Source organism: Allobosea sp. Tri-44 (genome assembly GCF_004123845.1).
In the GTDB taxonomy this organism is placed as follows: Bacteria; Pseudomonadota; Alphaproteobacteria; order Rhizobiales; family Beijerinckiaceae; genus Allobosea.
Genome location: NZ_NBDP01000019.1, coordinates 460,273 through 478,263 on the forward strand (window position 1 = coordinate 460,273; position 17,991 = coordinate 478,263).

General features: G+C 66.5%; 15 protein-coding genes. 11 read left to right on the forward strand and 4 right to left on the reverse strand.

The annotated features are described in order from the left end of the window. Position 1: 1 nt before the first annotated feature. From B6S44_RS14455 to B6S44_RS14465, 3 genes are all read right to left on the reverse strand, one after another. Positions 2 to 1,318 (reverse strand): NAD(P)/FAD-dependent oxidoreductase, encoded by a 1,317-nt coding sequence (locus B6S44_RS14455; RefSeq protein WP_129157570.1) that lies wholly within the window; start codon positions 1,316 to 1,318, stop codon positions 2 to 4. 88 nt (positions 1,319 to 1,406) lie between these two features. Then, positions 1,407 to 1,787 (reverse strand): cupin domain-containing protein, encoded by a 381-nt coding sequence (locus B6S44_RS14460; protein ID WP_129157571.1) that lies wholly within the window; start codon positions 1,785 to 1,787, stop codon positions 1,407 to 1,409. After that, positions 1,784 to 2,821: a LacI family DNA-binding transcriptional regulator gene (locus tag B6S44_RS14465; protein ID WP_129157572.1), complete on the reverse strand. Its 1,038-nt coding sequence runs from the start codon at positions 2,819 to 2,821 to the stop codon at positions 1,784 to 1,786. The genes B6S44_RS14460 and B6S44_RS14465 overlap by 4 nt, the downstream gene beginning before the upstream one ends. Before the next feature lie 259 nt (positions 2,822 to 3,080). Here B6S44_RS14465 and B6S44_RS14470 point away from each other — a divergent pair, with 259 nt between their 5' ends. The 7 genes from B6S44_RS14470 to B6S44_RS14500 all read left to right on the forward strand — a co-directional run bounded on the left by B6S44_RS14470 (position 3,081) and on the right by B6S44_RS14500 (position 11,843). Then, on the forward strand, positions 3,081 to 4,358 hold the full coding sequence (locus tag B6S44_RS14470) for an ABC transporter substrate-binding protein (protein ID WP_129157573.1): 1,278 nt from the start codon (positions 3,081 to 3,083) through the stop codon (positions 4,356 to 4,358). 5 nt (positions 4,359 to 4,363) lie between these two features. Then, positions 4,364 to 5,392 carry a carbohydrate ABC transporter permease gene (locus B6S44_RS14475; protein ID WP_129157574.1) on the forward strand — a complete coding sequence of 343 codons (1,029 nt, stop codon included), beginning with the start codon at positions 4,364 to 4,366 and terminating at the stop codon, positions 5,390 to 5,392. Further along, a complete protein-coding gene (locus B6S44_RS14480; protein ID WP_129157575.1) occupies positions 5,389 to 6,441 on the forward strand; it encodes a carbohydrate ABC transporter permease in 1,053 nt (350 codons plus the stop codon). Before B6S44_RS14475 ends, B6S44_RS14480 begins: the two co-directional genes overlap by 4 nt. After that, positions 6,438 to 7,508, forward strand: coding sequence for an ABC transporter ATP-binding protein (locus tag B6S44_RS14485; protein WP_465246114.1), 1,071 nt, complete (start codon positions 6,438 to 6,440; stop codon positions 7,506 to 7,508). Before B6S44_RS14480 ends, B6S44_RS14485 begins: the two co-directional genes overlap by 4 nt. 16 nt (positions 7,509 to 7,524) lie before the next feature. Beyond that, on the forward strand, positions 7,525 to 9,801 hold the full coding sequence (locus B6S44_RS14490) for a TIM-barrel domain-containing protein (protein ID WP_129157577.1): 2,277 nt from the start codon (positions 7,525 to 7,527) through the stop codon (positions 9,799 to 9,801). Positions 9,802 to 9,891: 90 nt separating this feature from the next. Then, positions 9,892 to 10,596, forward strand: a complete 705-nt coding sequence (locus B6S44_RS14495; RefSeq protein WP_129157578.1) for a GntR family transcriptional regulator — start codon at positions 9,892 to 9,894, stop codon at positions 10,594 to 10,596. A 287-nt stretch (positions 10,597 to 10,883) separates the two neighbouring features. Further along, on the forward strand, positions 10,884 to 11,843 hold the full coding sequence (locus B6S44_RS14500; RefSeq protein WP_129157579.1) for a dihydrodipicolinate synthase family protein: 960 nt from the start codon (positions 10,884 to 10,886) through the stop codon (positions 11,841 to 11,843). Between the two features lie 49 nt (positions 11,844 to 11,892). Here B6S44_RS14500 and B6S44_RS14505 read toward each other — a convergent pair whose 3' ends face one another. Further along, positions 11,893 to 12,927 (reverse strand): Ldh family oxidoreductase, encoded by a 1,035-nt coding sequence (locus tag B6S44_RS14505; protein ID WP_129157580.1) that lies wholly within the window; start codon positions 12,925 to 12,927, stop codon positions 11,893 to 11,895. 97 nt (positions 12,928 to 13,024) lie between these two features. On the opposite strand from B6S44_RS14505, the gene B6S44_RS14510 reads away from it, so the two are divergent. From B6S44_RS14510 to B6S44_RS14525, 4 genes are all read left to right on the forward strand, one after another. Beyond that, a complete protein-coding gene (locus B6S44_RS14510; protein WP_129157581.1) occupies positions 13,025 to 14,026 on the forward strand; it encodes a 4-hydroxyproline epimerase in 1,002 nt (333 codons plus the stop codon). Positions 14,027 to 14,422: 396 nt separating this feature from the next. After that, a complete protein-coding gene (locus tag B6S44_RS14515) occupies positions 14,423 to 15,334 on the forward strand; it encodes a substrate-binding domain-containing protein (RefSeq protein ID WP_465246115.1) in 912 nt (303 codons plus the stop codon). Between the two features lie 68 nt (positions 15,335 to 15,402). Beyond that, complete coding sequence (locus B6S44_RS14520) at positions 15,403 to 16,917, forward strand: sugar ABC transporter ATP-binding protein (RefSeq protein WP_248309593.1); 1,515 nt, start codon at positions 15,403 to 15,405, stop codon at positions 16,915 to 16,917. Beyond that, entirely contained in the window at positions 16,914 to 17,984 is a 1,071-nt protein-coding gene (locus B6S44_RS14525; RefSeq protein ID WP_129157584.1) for an ABC transporter permease, read from the forward strand. The genes B6S44_RS14520 and B6S44_RS14525 overlap by 4 nt, the downstream gene beginning before the upstream one ends. The last annotated feature ends 7 nt before the right edge of the window (positions 17,985 to 17,991 follow it).

The window sequence follows — 17,991 nt, forward strand, 5'->3', positions numbered from 1 at the left end:
CTCAGGGCGGCGCCGAAGCGGGACGAGCTGGTTCGCCCTGGTCGGCATTTTTCAGATCCGGCTGCCTCAGATCGCGCTGGGTGATCAATCGCGCGCTGCGCTGGTCCCTGGCATGGATCCAGAGCCAGCTCAGGGCAACGGTCACGCGGTTGCGCACGCCGATCAGGAAGTAGATGTGGGCCAGGCCCCAGAGCCACCACGCCAGCCAGCCCTTCAGCTTGACCCGGCCGAAATCGATGATCGCGGCGCGCTTGCCGATGGTGGCGAGGCTGCCGGCATGGCTGTAGGCGAAGGGGCGGGGCGCCTTGTCTCCGGCGAGCCGGCGCTTGATCGTCGCCGCGACATGGCGGCCCTGCTGCTTGGCGGCCGGCGCGATGCCGGGCACTGGCTTGCCGTCCTGGTCCATCACGCTCGCGGTGTCGCCGATCGCGAAGACGTTCGGCCGGCCCGGCACGGTGAGGTCGGCTTCGACCTGGACGCGGCCGGCGCGGTCGACCGGCGCATCGAGCCAGCTGCCCGCCGGCGAGGCACGCACGCCGGCGGCCCAGATCACCGTCGCGGCCGGCAGCTCTTCCGGGCCGATGGAGACGCCCGCGCTGGTGCAGGCGGTGACGGGCGCGCCGGTGCGGACCTCGACACCGATGCGCTGCAGCGCCTCATGGGCGTAGCGTGACAGATCCTCGGCGAAGCCAGGCAGGATCCGCGGACCGGCCTCGACCAAGACGACCCGGGTCGCGCGCGTATCGATCCGCCGGAAATCCTCGGGCAGGGTGGCGCGCGCGAGCTCGGCGATCGTACCGGCGAGCTCGACACCGGTCGGTCCGGCGCCGATGACGACGAAGGTCAGGAGCGCGGCGCGGCGCGCGGCGTCGGTTTCCGCTTCGGCCTGTTCAAAGGCGAGCAGGATACGGCGGCGGACCGTGGTCGCGTCTTCGAGGGTCTTCAGGCCCGGCGCATAGGGCTCCCAGTCGTCATGGCCGAAATAGGCATGGGTCGCGCCGGTGGCGACGACGAGTGTGTCGTAACGCAGCGTCTCGCCGGTCGAGAGCGCGACCTCACGCAAGGTGGTGTCGATGCCGATCATCTCGGCCAGCAGCGTGGTGACATCGCTGCGGCGCCGGAACAGATGCCGGATCGGCCAGGCGATCTCGGAGGTCGCGAGCGAGGCGGTGGCGACCTGGTAGAGCAAAGGCTGGAAGAGATGGTGGTTGCGGCGGTCGACGATGGTGATCCGCACATCCGCGCCTGCCAGGCGGTGCACGGTCTCGAGCCCGGCGAAACCGCCACCAATCACGACGACATGATGCGGCTCGCTCATCGACAATCCCTCGTCTTGGTAGAACGAGAGCCTGTGTAGCATGACTGCAGGGCAGGGGCTGTAGCTGGCCCGTCAGCACCTGCTCGCCTCAGGGAATCCAGCGCCGCGACTGCTCGGTGCGATCCTCATAGCTCGCCTCGAAGATCGGTGCGGCGAGCGTGGCACGGACCTTGAGGACACCGGTCCCGATGTTTTTGAAGCTATGCTTCGCGCCGGCTGGGATCAGCACAGACTGGTTGGCGCGCAGGACGCTGGTTTCGCCGCGCAAGGTGATCTCCGCCTCGCCCTCAATGACCTCCAACACCTCTTCAACGGCGTGAAGGTGAATGGGGGCGCCGAGGCCCGGGTCGCAGAACTGCTCGAAGATGCAGAGCTGAGCCGACTTTACGAGCGCGGAGACCCGCATCAGCGTCATCACGCCTTCGCGCCATTGCTCAAGCGGCTGGGTCTCGTGATCGAGCAGGGTCATGCCGTCGCCTTCTGTGCGAGGCCGACCATCGGCGGCTCATGCGGGATGCGGACCTCTGACGTCGGTTCACCGCTCCAGAGCGACTGCAGCTGGCTGACGACATGCCCGCCAAAGCTTTCATAGGGAATGCGGATCGAGGTCAGCCAGGGCGCGATCCAGTGGTTGAGGGCATTGCCGTCGACGCCGACCAGCGTGCAGCGCTGCGGGATCGGCACATTGTTCTCGACCGCGAGCCGATAGGCGCCATAGGCGATCAGGTCGCTGACGCAGAGGGCGCCTTCGGGCCAGCCACCTTGCTGCACCAGCGCGCGAGCGGCGGCATAGCCGATCTCGATATGCGACAGCCCCGGCCCGCTGGCGCGGCGGATCGTATCTTCCGGCACGCCGCATGCGACAAGGCGGTCGATGAAGCCCGATGCGCGCTCCTGCGTGCTCGAAACATTCTGTGCCGCCATCAGTACGGCCGGGCGTTCGATTCCGCGCGCCAGCATGAAATCGGCGGCGTCGGCCCCGGCGGCGCGGTTGTCGATGCCGACATAGGCGCCGCCGCCGAGCGGGTTGTGGCGCGCGACGAAGACCATCGGGTCGCCGCGTTGCAGCGTCTCCTCGAGCCCGCGGCTGCGCACGGCGCTGACCATGACATAGCCGGCTACGAATTGCTCGCGCATCGCCTGGAGATAATCGTCCTGCAGTTCGGCGCGGTCATGCGTGTCGCAGAGGATCATGACATAGCCGGCGGCGCGCAGCGCCGCCTCGGTCGAGACCGCGATCGCCGCCATGGCGGGGTTGTCGAGATTGGGCGAGAGCATCGCGACAACGCGGCTGGCGCGCTGGCGCAATGCCCGGCCGACCGGGTTCGGCCGGTAGCCCAATCGCGCGATCGCCGCCTCGACGCGCGCCACCGTCTCGGGCGAGGCCCGCCCGCTCGCGCCGTTGACGATGCGCGAGACGGTCGAGATCGAGACGCCGGTATCCTCTGCGACCGTGGTGAGCGATACCGAACCGTGATGTGCCCTTGCGGCCCTGGTCTTCATCGCGCTCCATCCCCGATTCTGCGCACGGAGTACGCGCCATTCAGATCGCCCAGCGATCTGAATGGATTACGCGTTCTCCATCCAAAGTGGGAGACGGATTCACCGATCAGGTTGGGACAACCTGATCGGATCCGGCTCCGGCGAACCGGCCCCCAAGAGATGCCGGCTCACTTCGGGATTGACAAGCTAGGCAATCGTTTGCCTTAATGATTGTCAAGACGCTCATCGAGGCGTCGTTTCAAGCGGGGATGGAACGCTCATGCACAGCAAGCATTGGATTTCGGCTCTCGCCTTGACGGCCGGCCTCGTCATGGGCGGCATCGCGCAGGCCCAGACCACGGTCCGCATCGCCTGGTATTCCGACGGCAATGAGGGCGAGGTCATCACCGACCTGCTCAAGCGCTTCGAGGCCCAGAACAAGGACATCAAGGTCGTGCTCGACCAGGTGCCCTACAAGGCCATCACCGAGAACCTGCCCGTCCAGCTCGCCTCCGGTCAGGGTCCGGACATCGCCCGCGTCGTCGATCTCGGCGGCATCGCCCGCTATGCGCTCGACCTGCGGCCGCATCTCAAGGACGCGGCCTATTGGGAGAAGAATTTCGGCCCGTTCCTGCCCTGGATGCGCCCGGAAGGCGATACCAAGGCCATCACCGGCTTCATGACGCAGCTCACCGTCACCGGCCCCTTCGTCAACAAGACGCTGTTCGAGCAGGCTGGTATCGCGATGCCGGGCGCCAAGGCGACCTGGGAGGACTGGGGCAAGGCGGTCAAGGACGTTGCGGCCAAGGTCCAGGCACCGTTCCCGCTGGCGATGGACCGCTCGGGCCATCGCTTCTTCTCGGTCGCCGTTTCTGAAGGCGCCAAGGTCTTCGACGCCAAGGGCGAGCCGGCTGTCATCGACGACGGTTTCAAGCGCGGCGCCAAGCTGGTCTATGACTGGCACCAGAGCGGCGTGATGAAGAAGGAGCTCTGGGGCTCGGTCTCCGGCACGGCCTATCGCGGTGCCAATGACGAGTTCAAGAACGCCCAGGTCGTGATGTACCAGTCGGGCTCCTGGCAGATCGCCCAGTTCGACAAGACCGTCGGCGACGCCTTCGACTGGATCGCGGTTCCCTCGCCCTGTGGCGCCGGCAATTGCTCGGGCATGCCGGGCGGGGCCGGTCTCGTCGCGATCAAGACGACCAAGAGCCCGGAAGCCGTCGCCAAGGTGATGGACTACCTCGCCAGCGAGCCGGTGCTGAGTGAGTTCTACGCCCGCTCGCTGTTCGTGCCCGGCCATCTCGGCATCGCCGCCAAGGGCCTCGACTATCAGGGCGCGAGCGCGCCGGCCAAGGCCGCGCTCAAGGTCTTCTCCGACCAGGTCGCGCAGCTCTCGCCGGTCGCCTATCAACTGCAGGGCTATACGAGCAACCGCGTCATCTTCAACGCGGTGATCAGCCGGCTCGGTCAGGCGATCTCGGGCGAGGGCAGCCTCGACGAGGCCTATAAGCGGATGGAATCCGACATCGCCCAGCAGATCGCCGAGCGCAAGAAGTAAGACGAATGGCCTCCGACGCTCCCATCCCGGCGGCGCCATCGGAACGCGTCGGCGCAGCGAGCCTCTTCGCCGCGCCGCTCGCGGTCCTGATGCGGCTGATCGACTGGCCGATGCGGGTTCTGCAGCGGCTGATCGGCGAGCGGCGGATGGCCTATGTCTTCCTGCTGCCCAATCTCGTTTTCTTCTCGCTCTTCGTCTTCCTGCCGCTCATCATCAACTTCATCTTCTCGGTGACGGGCGGGGCAGGCCTCTTCCCCTCCGAGCGGCCTTATGTCGGGGCGCAGCAATACGCCTATCTCTTCGATTGCGGCTCGTTCCTCGATCCGTCCTCCTGCCGCGAGGACCATTTCTGGCGCGGCGTTTCCAACACCGCGCGCTTCACCGTCTTCCAGGTCACGGCGATGGTGCTGTTCTCGCTGCTGACGGCGGTGGTGCTGAACATGAAGATCAAGGCGCGCGGCTTCTTCCGCGCCGTCTATTTCTTCCCGGTGCTGCTTTCGCCGGTGGTTGTGGCGCTGACCTGGAAATGGATCCTGCAGCGCGATGGCCTGCTCAACGCTGCGATCACCTCGCTCGGCGGCGAGCGCATCCTGTTCCTGGTCGATCCGAGCTGGGCGATGTTCTGGATCGTCTTCGTCTCGATCTGGGCCCATATGGGCTTCTACACGCTGATCCTGCTCGCCGGCCTGCAGGCGATCCCGGCCGATCTCTATGAAGCCGCCGAGATGGATGCGACGCCGCGCTGGCGCGTGTTCTGGCGCATCACCCTGCCGCTGCTCTGGCCGAACATGATCGTGGTGATCGTGCTGGCGCTGATCCGCGGCGTGCAGACCTTCGACGAGGTCTTCGTGCTGACCGGCGGTGGCCCGGGCACCGCGACGCTGATGGTGGTGCACTACATCTATGAGACCGCCTTCGCCAACCAGGTCCAGAATTTCGGCCTGGCGGCAGCCGCCTCCGTCGTGCTCGGCGTCGTGCTGTTTGCGCTGACGCTGGCCCAGCTCGCGGCGAGCCGCCGCAAGGGGGCGGCATGAACAGGCTCGCCCGCATGGCGGTGGCCCGCCGCAATCCCGGCCGCTGGCATTGGACCGATATCGCGGCCTACGCCTATCTCGCGCTCGGCGTCGTCCTGATGTTCGGCCCGGTGCTCTGGCTCGGCATCTCCTCCTTCAAGACGCAGGCCGGCCTGCTCGAATTCCCGCCCTCGCTGCTGCCGATGTCGCAGAAGGAGCTCCGGGTCGAGGGCCATGCCCAGCCGCTGCCGCTCTTCGAAGTGACGATGGAGGACGGCTCGAAGCGGGTGCTGGCGCAGGTTCGTCGCATCGGAATCCAGGCGCAGATGGTCGACCCGGCCAATCCCGGCCAGAGCATCCGCGTGCCGATCGACAAGCGCACTCCCGTGCGTGAGTTCAAGCTCGCGACCGAGAACTACACCGAGCCGCTGGAGCGCTTCGCCTTCATGCGCTTCCTCTGGAACTCGGTCTTCGTCACCGTGGTGGCGACGCTGATCACGCTGGTGATCAACTCGATGGCCGCCTATGCGCTCTCGATCTACGAGTTCCGTGGCAAGACGGCGGTGATGCTGATGGTGATCGGCACGCTGATGATCCCGATCACCATCATCCTCGTGCCGGTCTACCTCGTGATCACCGAGCTCGGTTTGGTCAACTCGCTCTGGGCGGTGATCCTGCCCGGCGCGGCGACGCCGACTGGCGTCTTCCTGCTGCGCCAGTACATGCTGACCCTGCCGCGCGACCTGATCGAGGCGGCGCGCATGGACAAGGCCTCGGAGTGGCAGATCTACTGGCGCATCGTCATGCCGCTCGCCATGCCGGCGCTCGCCGTGCTCGCGATCTTCTCGATCATGTGGCGCTGGAACGAGTTCCTCTGGCCGCTCGCGGTGCTGACCAAGACCGAGGCCTACACGCTGCAGATCGGCCTCAACGCCTTCCAGGGCGAGCTCCAGACGCAGTGGCACTATCTGCTCGCCATGACGGTGGTGACGCTGCTTCCGGTCGCGCTGGTCTTCGTCTTCCTGCAGCGCTTCATCACCACCGGCATCGCCAATACGGGAATGAAATAATGGCGGGACTGAGCCTATCGGGCGTCCGCAAGAGCTATGGCGCGACCACGGTGCTTCACGGCATCGACCTTGACGTCGCCGACGGCGAGTTCGTCGTCTTCGTCGGCCCCTCGGGTTGCGGGAAATCGACGCTGCTGCGCTCGATCGCCGGACTGGAGAACATCACCGGCGGCACGATCGCGATCGACGGCGCCGATGTCACCGGCCTGCCCGCCTCCGAGCGCGGGCTCGCCATGGTGTTCCAGTCCTATGCGCTCTACCCGCATATGAGCGTCTACGCGAACATGGCCTTCGCGCTGGAGAATATGGGCTTCAAGCGCGACGAGATCGATCGCCGGGTCAAGCGCGCGGCCAGCACGCTGCGGCTGACCGATTATCTCGAACGCAAGCCCAAGGCGCTCTCCGGGGGGCAGCGCCAGCGCGTCGCTATCGGCCGCGCCATCGTGCGCGACCCCAAGATCTTCCTGTTCGACGAGCCGCTTTCGAACCTCGACGCCGAACTGCGCGTCGCGACCCGCAAGGAGCTCGCCGCGCTGCATGCTGAGATCGGCGGCACGATGATCTACGTCACCCACGACCAGGTCGAGGCGATGACGCTGGCGCACCGCATCGTCGTGCTCCATGGCGGGCGGATCGAGCAGGTCGGCACGCCGCTCGATCTCTACAACCGGCCCGATAACCTCTTCGTTGCCGGCTTCATCGGCTCGCCGCGCATGAATCTGCTGTCGGGCAAGGTGGTGCGACCGGGCGCGGTCGCGATCGGCGAGGCCGGTCACGAGGTCGCCTGCCAGACCGGCGGCCTTGCGACGGACGCATCGGTCACGCTCGGCATCCGGCCCGAGCACCTCTCGCTGGCTGCGCCGGGTGGCGGCGTGCCGCTCGCTATCGAGCTGGTCGAGCGCCTCGGCGGCGAGAGTTATCTCTACGGCGCCTCGCCAGGTTTGCCGCAGATCACGCTCCGGCTCGACGGCCAGAGCGAGCACCAGCGCGGCGGTAGCGTCGCGCTCGCCTTCCCGCAGCAGCACCTGCACCTGTTCGACGAGAACGGCCGGGCCATCCGGTCCTGACGACTAGAGAGATCCCATGAAAGCCCTGACGCAAGGCCGTTACCTCGGCCGCGACGGCGAAGCCGCCTTGTTCGATGTCGGCCTCGGCGCGACGATCACCGTTCGCATCCTCGAAGGCGATATCGGCCGGGTGACACTGAAGCCGCAGGACGGCTACCGGCTCGACCGCGGCTGGTCGATCGCGCCCGGCGGGCTCGAGCCGCCCTATGAGGGGCGTCCGCGCGACGATCTTTCCGGCTTCGCCTGCCCGCAGGCGAGCGTCAGCGAAGGCGAGGGCAAGGTCACGCTGTCGGCTGGCGGCCTCACCGCCGAGGTCACGCTCTCGCCCTTCGGCATCGCCTGGCGGCGCGAGGGCGAGGCCGAGCCTTTCCTGCAGGATCGCACGACGCAGGCCTATCTGATCTCGCCGCGCACCGGCGCGCTGGCGCACTTCATGGCCCGCGACTATGCCGAGCGGCATTACGGGCTCGGCGACAAGGCCGGTCCGCTCGACCGGACCGGGCGGCGCTTTGCCATCGACGCGGTCGACCCCTGCGGCTTCGACGCCGAATTGTCCGACCCACTCTACAAGATGCTGCCCTTCTTCATCGTCGACGGGAAGGCGGGCGCCCATGGCGTTTTCTACGACAACCTCTCGACCGGCAGCGTCGATCTCGGCTGCACGCTCGACAACTATCACGGCCTGTTCCGCTCTTGGAAAGGCGACGATGGCGATCTCGACTATTACGTGATGGCCGGCCCGACCGTGCCCGACGTGATCCGCCGCTTCTCCTGGCTGACCGGCGGGCAGGCTTTCGCGCCGCGCTGGTCGTTCGGCTTCGGCGTGACCTCGATGGCGATCGCCGATGCGCCCGACGCCGATGCCCGGATCAGCGACTTCATCGCCAAGTGCCGCAAGCACGCCATCCCCTGCGACAGCTTCCATTTCGGCTCGGGTTACACCCAGATCGGCCAGCGCCGCTATGCCTTCAACTGGAACCGCGACAAGTTCCCGGAGCCGCTGGCGACGATGAAGCGGCTGAACAAGGCCGGCATGCATACCGTCGCGAACCTGAAGCCCTGCCTGCTCGACGACCATCCGCGCCTCAAGGAAGCGCTGGACCAGGGCTTCCTGGTCAAGGATTCCAAGACGGGCGAGCCGGCCGTGGCGCAGTTCTGGGACGGGCTCGGCTTCCATATCGACTTCACCAACCCGAAGGGGCGGGCCTGGTGGCGGGCCGGCATCGAGACGGCTTTGCTCGACCACGGCTTCACCACGGTCTGGAACGACAACAACGAATACGAGATCTGGGACGAGGACGCGGTCTGTGACGGCGACGGCCGCCCGTTCCGGCAGGCGCTGGCACGCCCGGCGCAACCGCTGCTGATGACCAAGCTCTCCTATGAGGCTCAAGGCGCGCGCGAGCCGGGGAAGAGACAGTATGCGATCACGCGCGGTGGCTGTGCCGGCATCTCGCGCTATGCCCAGACTTGGTCGGGCGACAACGAGACCGCCTGGAAGACGCTGCGCTACAACCTGACCCAGGGGCTCAATATGAGCCTGTCGGGCATGTTCTCGATCGGCCACGATGTCGGCGGGTTCCATGGCCCGACGCCGGGTCCCGAGCTCTTCGTCCGCTTCAACGAGTTCTGCGCGCTCTGGCCGCGCATGGTGATGAACTCCTGGAACGATGACGGCGTCGTCAACCTGCCCTGGATGTATCCGGAGGTGATCCCACAGGTGCGCGAGGCGATCCAGCTGCGCTACCGGCTGATGCCCTATCTCTACACGCAGATGTGGCGGGCGAGCCGCGACGGCGTCCCGGCCGTGCGCCCGCTGCTCTACGACTTCCCGCAGGACGCGGCGGCCGTCGCGGTCGACGATGTCTTCATGCTCGGTCCGGACGTGCTGGTGGCGCCGGTGCTGGAGGAGGGCGCGCGCGAGCGCGCCGTCTACCTGCCCCAGCATGAGGGCGGCTGGTACGACTGGCATGACGGCAAGCACTACCCCGGCGGCGTCATCGTGACGATCCCGGCTCCGCTCGGCCGGTTGCCGCTGTTCGTGCGGGCCGGCGCGCTGATTCCGCTCGGCAACCCGGCAGGGATCGATGGCGAGCGCGAGGTCCTGGTCTGCGGCGTGGTCGAGGGCGCTTCCGGCGAGCTTTACGAGGACGACGGCGAAACAGCCGATTGGCGCGGCGCTGGCGCGGCGCTGATCCGCTTCCAGGTCCGCAATGGCGAGGTCGCGATCGAGCAGCAGGGCGAAGGCAAACCGGCGTTCAACAAGATCGCGATCCGGCAGATCGGCGGCTGAGCCGGGTTCGACAGCGCCGACCATGTCGGCCGGCGCTGTTGATGCAGGTACGTCCAATCTGTATTTGTCATGTCGACAATGGATGGCGACATGACCGACAGGACCACGGCAGCTCCGGCCGAACGCAAGCGGGGCGAGGGCGTCAAGCTCGTCTACGACATCCTGCGCGACGACATCATCGACCTCGTGCTGCCGCCGGGCAGCCCGATCGACGAGATCCAGCTGGCGCAGCGCCTCTCGATGTCGCGCACTCCTATCCGCGAGGCGTTGGTGCGGCTGGCGAGCGAGGGGCTGGTGACGACGCTGCCCAACCGCTCGACGGTGGTGTCGAACATCGACTTCCTCAACCTGCACACCTTTTTCGATGCGATCACGCTGATGTATCGCGTCACCACGCGGCTGGCGGCGCAGTTCCATGTGCCTGGTGATCTCGACATCATCCGCGCGCGGCAAGCCGCCTTCGCCGGTGCGGTGGAGGCGCAGGATGCGCTCGCCATGATCGCCACCAACCGCGATTTCCACGCCGCGATCGCGGAGGCGGGCCGCAACCCCTACTATACCGGGCTGTTCTGCCGCCTGCTCGACGAGGGCCGGCGCATCCTGCGGCTCTATTACTCCTCCTTCGAGGATCGCCTGCCGCAGCGCTATGTCGCCGAGCATGAGGAGATGGTCGCCGCCATTGCGGCCCGCGACGTCGAAGGCGCCGACAGATTGGCCAAGGCCCATGCCGACCAGATCGTCCAGCAGATCCAGCATTTGATCGCGCGCGACCGGCGCCAGACGCTGGCGCTGTAGGGCCAGCGCTCCTCTTCCAGATCACCCGTCATTCCGGACAAGCGGCGTAGCCGCGCAGCTCCGGAATCCATCGTGTGGCACCGGGGCTCTACGATGGATTCCGGCGCTCCGCTTCGCTTCGGCCGGAATGACGGTGCCGGGAGAAAGCCGGGTCGACAGCCCGGTCTTGCCGGGAGTTTCGGCTGCTGAATTTTCTTGTCGACAAATAAAATACAAAGAGTATTATCATCGTCGATCAAGGCGGCAAGTCACGCCGCCCGCGGAAACGCCAGCCCGAGGAGCGCATGATGAAGGCCCAGATCTTTTCCGGCTGCATGCCGGCGCTGATGACCCCCTGCAAGGACGACCGCAGCCCCGATTTCGAGGCGCTGGTGCGCAAGGGCCGGGAATTGATCGCCGCCGGCATGTCGGCGGTGGTCTATTGCGGCTCGATGGGCGACTGGCCGCTGCTCACCGATGCGCAGCGCATGCAGGGCGTCGAGGCCCTGGTGAAGGCTGGCGTACCGGTGATCGTTGGCACTGGCGCGGTCAACACCGCCTCCGCCGTCGCCCATGCCGCCCATGCCCAGAAGGTCGGTGCCAAGGGATTGATGGTGATCCCGCGCGTGCTCTCGCGCGGTTCGGTGGTCGAGGCGCAGCGCCATCATTTCAAAGCGATCCTCGCCGCCGCGCCGGACCTGCCGGCGGTGATCTACAACAGCCCTTATTATGGCTTCGCCACCCGCGCCGACCTGTTCTTCGCGCTGCGGGCCGAGCATCCGAACCTGGTCGGTTTCAAGGAATTCGGCGGCGCAGCCGACATGCGCTATGCGGCCGAGACGATCACCAGCCGTGACGATGACGTCTCGCTGATGATCGGCGTCGACACCTGCGTCTTCCACGGCTTCGTCAATGGCGGCGCGACCGGCGCGATCACCGGCATCGGCTGCGTGCTGCCCAAGGAGGTGCTGCACCTCGTCAGCCTGAGCCAGGCGGCGGCGAAGGGCGATGTCGAGGCGCGCCGGCTGGCGCTCGAGCTCGAGGCGGCGCTCGCCGTGCTGTCCTCCTTCGACGAGGGGCCGGACCTCGTCCTCTATTTCAAGCACATGATGGTGCTGAAGGGGGATGCCGAGTATCGGCTGCACTTCAACCCGACCGACGCGCTCGGCGAGAGCCAGCGCGGCTATGTCGAAGCGCAGCTCAAGCTGTTCGACGCCTGGTATGCGCAGTGGTCGAAGCAGGCCGGCGCACTGAAGCACGTCGCCTGAGGATTGCTCAGGAACAGGCCCTCCCAGGGACGGGAGGGCTTTCTTGTTGTCAGGCGAGCGCGTTGAGTCCGAGCGCCTCCAGCCGGTTTAGCTGCTCGATCTCGACGGCAGTCAGGGCGATCCCCTTCGCCAGCGAGTGCTCGCGAGCCTTGAAGCGGCGCTGCGAGGGCAGGCGCGCGCCCTGCCCGGCGATCGCCTCGAACAGCGTCTCGGCGCGGGCGAAGGGATCGCCGGGGCGGCCGGCGGCGAAGCGCTCGGGCGAGAACGCGAGGATCAGTTCGCCATGCTGCGGTGCCAGCGTCGTGGTGCCGAGGAAGTCGAGCGCGCCCTGGCTGGTCAGGTCGCCGATCATCACGCCGGCCAGCAGTTCGATCATGGTCGAGATCGCCGAGCCCTTGTGGCCGCCGAAGGGCAGCATCGCCCCGGCGAGTGCGGCGGTCGGATCGGTGGTCGGCTCGCCCTGCGAATCCAGCGCCCAGCCCTCGGGCAGCGGTTTGCCGGCGCGGCGATGCAGCTCGATCTCGCCGCGCGCCGCGACGCTGGTGGCGAAATCGAAGACATAAGGGTGGCTGTCCTTGCGCGGCCAACCGAAGGCGAGCGGGTTGGTGCCGAGCAGGGCGCTAATCCCGCCCGCGGGAGCGACGGTGGCATAGCTCGGGCACATCGCCAGCGCGGCGACGCCCATCTCGGCGAGCGCCTCGACCTCCGGCCAGAGCGCCGAGAAATGCGTGCAGTCGTTGATCACCAGAGCGGCGAGGCCGAGCTGCTTCGCCCGCTCCGCCAGCGCTGGGGCGCCGAGCTCGAAGCCGGCGCAGGAGAAGGCGCCGCCTGCCGCCACACGCAGCACCGCCGAGCCATCATCGTGCAGCACCGGCTCGGCATCCGGCGAGACCTTGCCCGCCTTGAGGGTGCGCAGGCAGCCTTCGACGCGATAGACGCCGTGCGACTTGCAGCCGTCGCGCTCGCCGGCAGCGATCACGCGGGCCAGCGCTGCGGCATGAAGTGGCGACAATCCGCCCTTGCGGAAGACGGCCTCGATCCGGCGCGTCAGCGCCTCCATGCTGAGGATCGTCATGTCGCTCATGGCGTGCTTCCCGCTCGTTGCAAATCTGCATACTTGCTGTATTCAAAAAGCCGACATGACTTCAAGCGGGCGTAGTGCCTCAGGAAGGTTCTGATCGATGGGCAGCCATACCTTCTCCTGTATCGACGGCCACACCTGCGGCAACCCGGTCCGCCTGGTCTCGGGTGGCGGCCCGCGCCTCGAAGGCGCGACCATGCTGGAGAAGCGCGCCCATTTCCTGCGCGAGTTCGACTGGATCCGTACCGGCCTGATGTTCGAGCCGCGCGGGCACGACATGATGTCGGGCTCGATCCTCTATCCGCCGACACGGCCCGACTGCGACGTCGGCGTGCTGTTCATCGAGACCTCGGGCTGCCTGCCGATGTGCGGCCATGGCACGATCGGCACCATCACCATGGGCATCGAGAACGGGCTGATCACGCCGCGCGAGCCGGGCAGGCTCTCGATCGATGCGCCGGCCGGCAAGGTCGACATCAGCTATCGGCAGGAGGGCCGCTTCGTCGAGGAGGTCCGCCTGACCAATGTGCCGGGCTTCCTCTATGCGGAAGGGCTGACCGCCGAGGTCGAGGGGCTCGGCGAGATCGTGGTCGATGTCGCCTATGGCGGCAATTTCTATGCGATCGTCGAACCGCAGAAGAACTTCCGCGATATGGCCGACCATACCGCTGGCGAGCTGGTCGGCTGGTCGCCGAAGCTGCGGGCGGCGCTGAACGCGAAATACGAGTTCGTCCATCCGGAACATCCGGAGATCCAGGGCCTCTCGCACATCCAGTGGACCGGCAAGGCGACGCAGGACGGTGCCCATGCCCGCAATGCCGTGTTCTATGGCGAGAAGGCGATCGACCGCTCGCCCTGCGGCACCGGCACCTCGGCGCGGATGGCGCAGCTCGCTGCCAAGGGTAAGCTCGGCGTCGGCGACGAGTTCGTCCATGAATCGATCATCGGCTCGCTGTTCAAGGGGCGAGTCGAAGCGGCGACGACGGTGGCGAACCATCCGGCGATCATCCCCTCGATCGCCGGCTGGGCCCGGATGACCGGCTACAACACCATCTTCATCGACGACCGTGACCCGTTCGCGCACGGCTTCGTGGTGAAGTAGGCCGCGCAGTCCGCGGGGCTGCCACCGCGAGCGCCGGCCGATCAGCCAGTCACATCGTTCCAGCTGACCAATCAGGACGCTCGTCGCGGCCAGCACTGCTGCTCGGCTTTCGGCTGGCTCCGCGCCATGGCGCGTGTCGCTTGACACGTCGCAAGCGTCATCATATCCCTATCGGAAATAGATACCAGTATATGAAATAAATTTCAAGCTGGTCACAAGGACACCGGAGATCGGTCCGGTGTCGAGCCCTGGAGGGGAAACATGCGCATCAAGGAACTGGCTCGTAATCTGACGTTGACGGTCGCTGCGGGCCTCGGCCTGTCGCTCGCTCTGGGGCATGGCGCGGTAGCGCAGACCCCGGCGCAATTCCGCTGCAAGGACGGCGAAACCTACTACATGAACGTGATGGTCTCGGGCGTGGAATACTGGTTCCCCGTCTACGAGATGTTCAAGCAGGCGGCGCAGTCGCTCGGCTGCAAGACCGCCTATACCGGCACGCCGGAATACGACGTCACCAAGCAGATCGCGAGCTTCGACCAGATCCTGGCCAAGAAGCCGGCCGGCATCCTGGTCCATCCGATGAATTCGGATCCGTTCATCGAGCCGATCAACCGCGCGGTCGCCTCGGGCGTGCCTGTCGTGACCTTCGCGGCCGACTCGCCGAACAGCAAGCGTGTTTCCTACGTCACCTCCGACAATGATCGCGAGGGCTCCTATGCCGCCGACGTGATCGCCAAGGCGATGGGCGGCAAGGGCGAGTACGGCATCCTCGAGAACCCCGGCCAGGACAATCACGACCGCCGCGTCACGGCCTTTGTCAAGCGGATGGGCGAGAAGCATCCGGGGATCAAGCTGGTCGCCCGCGCACCGTCCAACCAGGACCCGACCAAGGCCTATAGTGCCGCGCTGAGCATGGCGCAGGCCAATCCCAATCTCGGTGCGCTGTTCATGCCGGAGGCCAATTCCGCGCTTGGCGCGGCGCAGGCGGCGCAGGAGCTCGGCGGCAAGATCAAGGTCATGAACGCCGACGTGAACGGCAAGATCCTCGATATGATCAAGAGCGGCCAGGTCTTCGGTGCGATCAACCCGAACCAGGGCATGCAGGGCTATATGGGCTTCATGCTGCTGTTCATGGCGGCCCATCCCGAGCTGATTGACCCGATGAACGACTACAAGCGCTCGGGCTTCAACCCAATGGGCGTGCCCGTCGTCGACAACGGCTTTGCGGTGGTCACCAAGGACAATGCCGACGATTTCTACTGGGACGCCTATCTGAAGCGTCGTGGCACCAAGGGCATCAAGGAATAAACTCGAGCCCTCTCCCGGCGGAGCGCCGCTACGCTCCGCCGATCTCTTCTCTCGCGATGAGCCGTGCCATGCCGCCCCTCGCCCTCGAAGTCCGCAATGTCAGCAAGAGTTTCGGCCCGGTGCGCGCGCTCGACGGCGTCAGCTTCAGCCTGCGCAAGGGCGAGATGCACGCGCTGATGGGCGAGAACGGCGCCGGCAAGTCGACGCTGATGAACATCATCGACGGTATCCTGAGACCCGATGGCGGCGAAATCCTGGTCGATGGCCGCCCTGTCGAGATCGCCTCGCCGCAGAAGGCGCATGAACTCGGCATCGGGCTGGTGCATCAGGAGATCGCGCTCTGCCCTGACATCACGGTCGCCGAGAACATCTCGATGGCGGCGACCAATAGCCGGCGCGCTTGGCTGATGGATTATCGCCAGCTGCGTGATCGCGCCGGGCAGATCCTCGCCTCGCTGGCGGAGATCGATCCGCAGGCCCTGGTCGGTGAGCTCTCGATCTCGGAGCAGCAGATCGTCGAGATCGCCAAGGCGCTGGCGCTCGACTGCTCGATCCTGATCCTCGACGAGCCGACCGCGGCATTGACCGAGCGCGAAGCCGGCAAATTGTTCGGGATCATCGCGCAGCTCAAGGCGCGCGGCATCAGCATCATCTATATCAGCCACCGCATGGCCGAGGTCTTCGCGCATTGCGACCGGATCAGCGTGCTGCGCGACGGGCGCTATATCTGCACCGAAGAGGTCGCAGCGACGACGCAGGAGGAGATCGTTCGGCGCATGGTCGGCCGGCATCTCGGCGACATCTTCCCGCCGAAGAACCCGGGTAGCGCCGCGGCGCCGGTGCTGATGTCTGTCAACGATCTCGGTGACGGCCGCCGCGTCCGCGACGTCTCCTTTGAACTGCGCCGCGGCGAGGTCTTGGGCATCGCCGGCCTGATCGGCGCCGGGCGTACCGAGATCGCACTCGGCATTTGCGGCCTCAGCCGGCTGACCTCCGGCAAGATCGAGTTCGAAGGTAGCGATGTCACGCCGCGCAGCTATGCGCAGAGCATCAGTAACGGCATCGTCTACCTCTCCGAGGATCGCAAGGGCGCCGGCGTCTTCGTCGACCTGCCGATCGCGATGAATGTCTCGGCGCTGGACATCGACCGCGTCGCGACCGCCGGCTTCGTCAGCCGCAGCAAGGAGCAGGCGCAAGCCAAAGGCCTCGCCGACCAACTGCGCCTGAAGCGCGGCTCGCTCGACGATACCGCATCGACCCTGTCGGGCGGCAACCAGCAGAAGGTCGCGCTCGCCAAGCTCCTTTCGGTCTGCCCCAAGGCGATCATCCTCGACGAGCCAACGCGAGGGGTCGATATCGGCGCCAAGGCCGAGATCCACCGCATCCTGCGCGAACTCGCCAGCGACGGCACCGGCATCATCGCGATCTCGTCAGAGCTGCCGGAGCTGATCGGCCTCTGCGATCGTGTGCTTGTCGTGCACGAAGGCAGGATCGCCGGCGAGGTCTCCGGCGACGGTCTCAACGAAGAGACGATCATGCGGCTCGCCTCCGGGCTTACGATCGAAGGGCAGGAAGCGAGATGAGCGTGGCCAGCGGATTGGACGAAGAGCTGCGCCCGGCCGCGGCGCGGGAAACGACCAGCGGAGGCTGGCGCAACATCACCAGCATGCGCGAATTCGGCCTGGTGCTGATCATCCTGGCGCTCTGCGTCGCGATGAGCTTCGCCTCGCCCTACTTCCTGAGCTGGGGCAACTTCCGCGCCATGCTGATGTCCTTCTCGATCGAGGGCATCGTCGTGGTCGGCATGACGGTCCTGCTGATCGTCGGCGCGATCGATCTCTCGGTCGGCTCGGTCGTCTGCTTCGCCATGGTGGTCGCCGGCACCGCCTTCCTCGCCGGCATCGATCCCTGGACGGCGAGCCTCGCCGGCATTGCCGCCAGTGCCCTGGTCGGCGTGGCGATGGCCTCCTTCGTCACGTTGATCGGCCTGCACTCCTTCATCGTCTCGCTCGCCTTCATGGTGATCGTGCGTGGCCTCTGCCTCGCGATCACCGACGGCAGGCCTCTGTCACTGTTCTCGTTGCCGGCGAGTTTCAAATTCATCGGCCAGGGCACGGTGCCGCTCGACCTGCGCTTCCTCGGCTTTGCCCAGGTCTATGACGTACCGGTCGTCATCCTGATCTTCCTGGCGGTGGTCGTCGTCTTCGACCTGCTGCTGCGCAAGGCGACCGTGTTCCGGAAGGTGTTCTACACCGGCAGCAACGAGAAGGCGGCGCAGTATTCCGGCATCCGCACCAACCGGGTGAAGTTCTTCTGCATCGTGCTGTGCTCGGGCCTCTCCGGCGTCGCCGGCGTGCTCTACATGGCGCGCTTCGGCGCCGCGCCGCCGACCTTCGGCGTCGGCATGGAGCTCAACATCATCGCCGCGGCGGTGATCGGCGGCGCCAGCCTCAAGGGCGGCTCCGGCACGATCCTCGGCGCGATCCTCGGCATCGCCCTGCTCTCGGTGGTCTCGAGCTCGCTGACCCTGCTCGATGTCCCGCCGGTCTGGCAGGACGTGATCCGCGGGATGATCCTGCTCGCCGCCGTCACGATCGATCACCTCCTCCACACTCGCAAGCGCGCCCTCGGCGCCGTCCGTGCCGGCTGAACGAGTT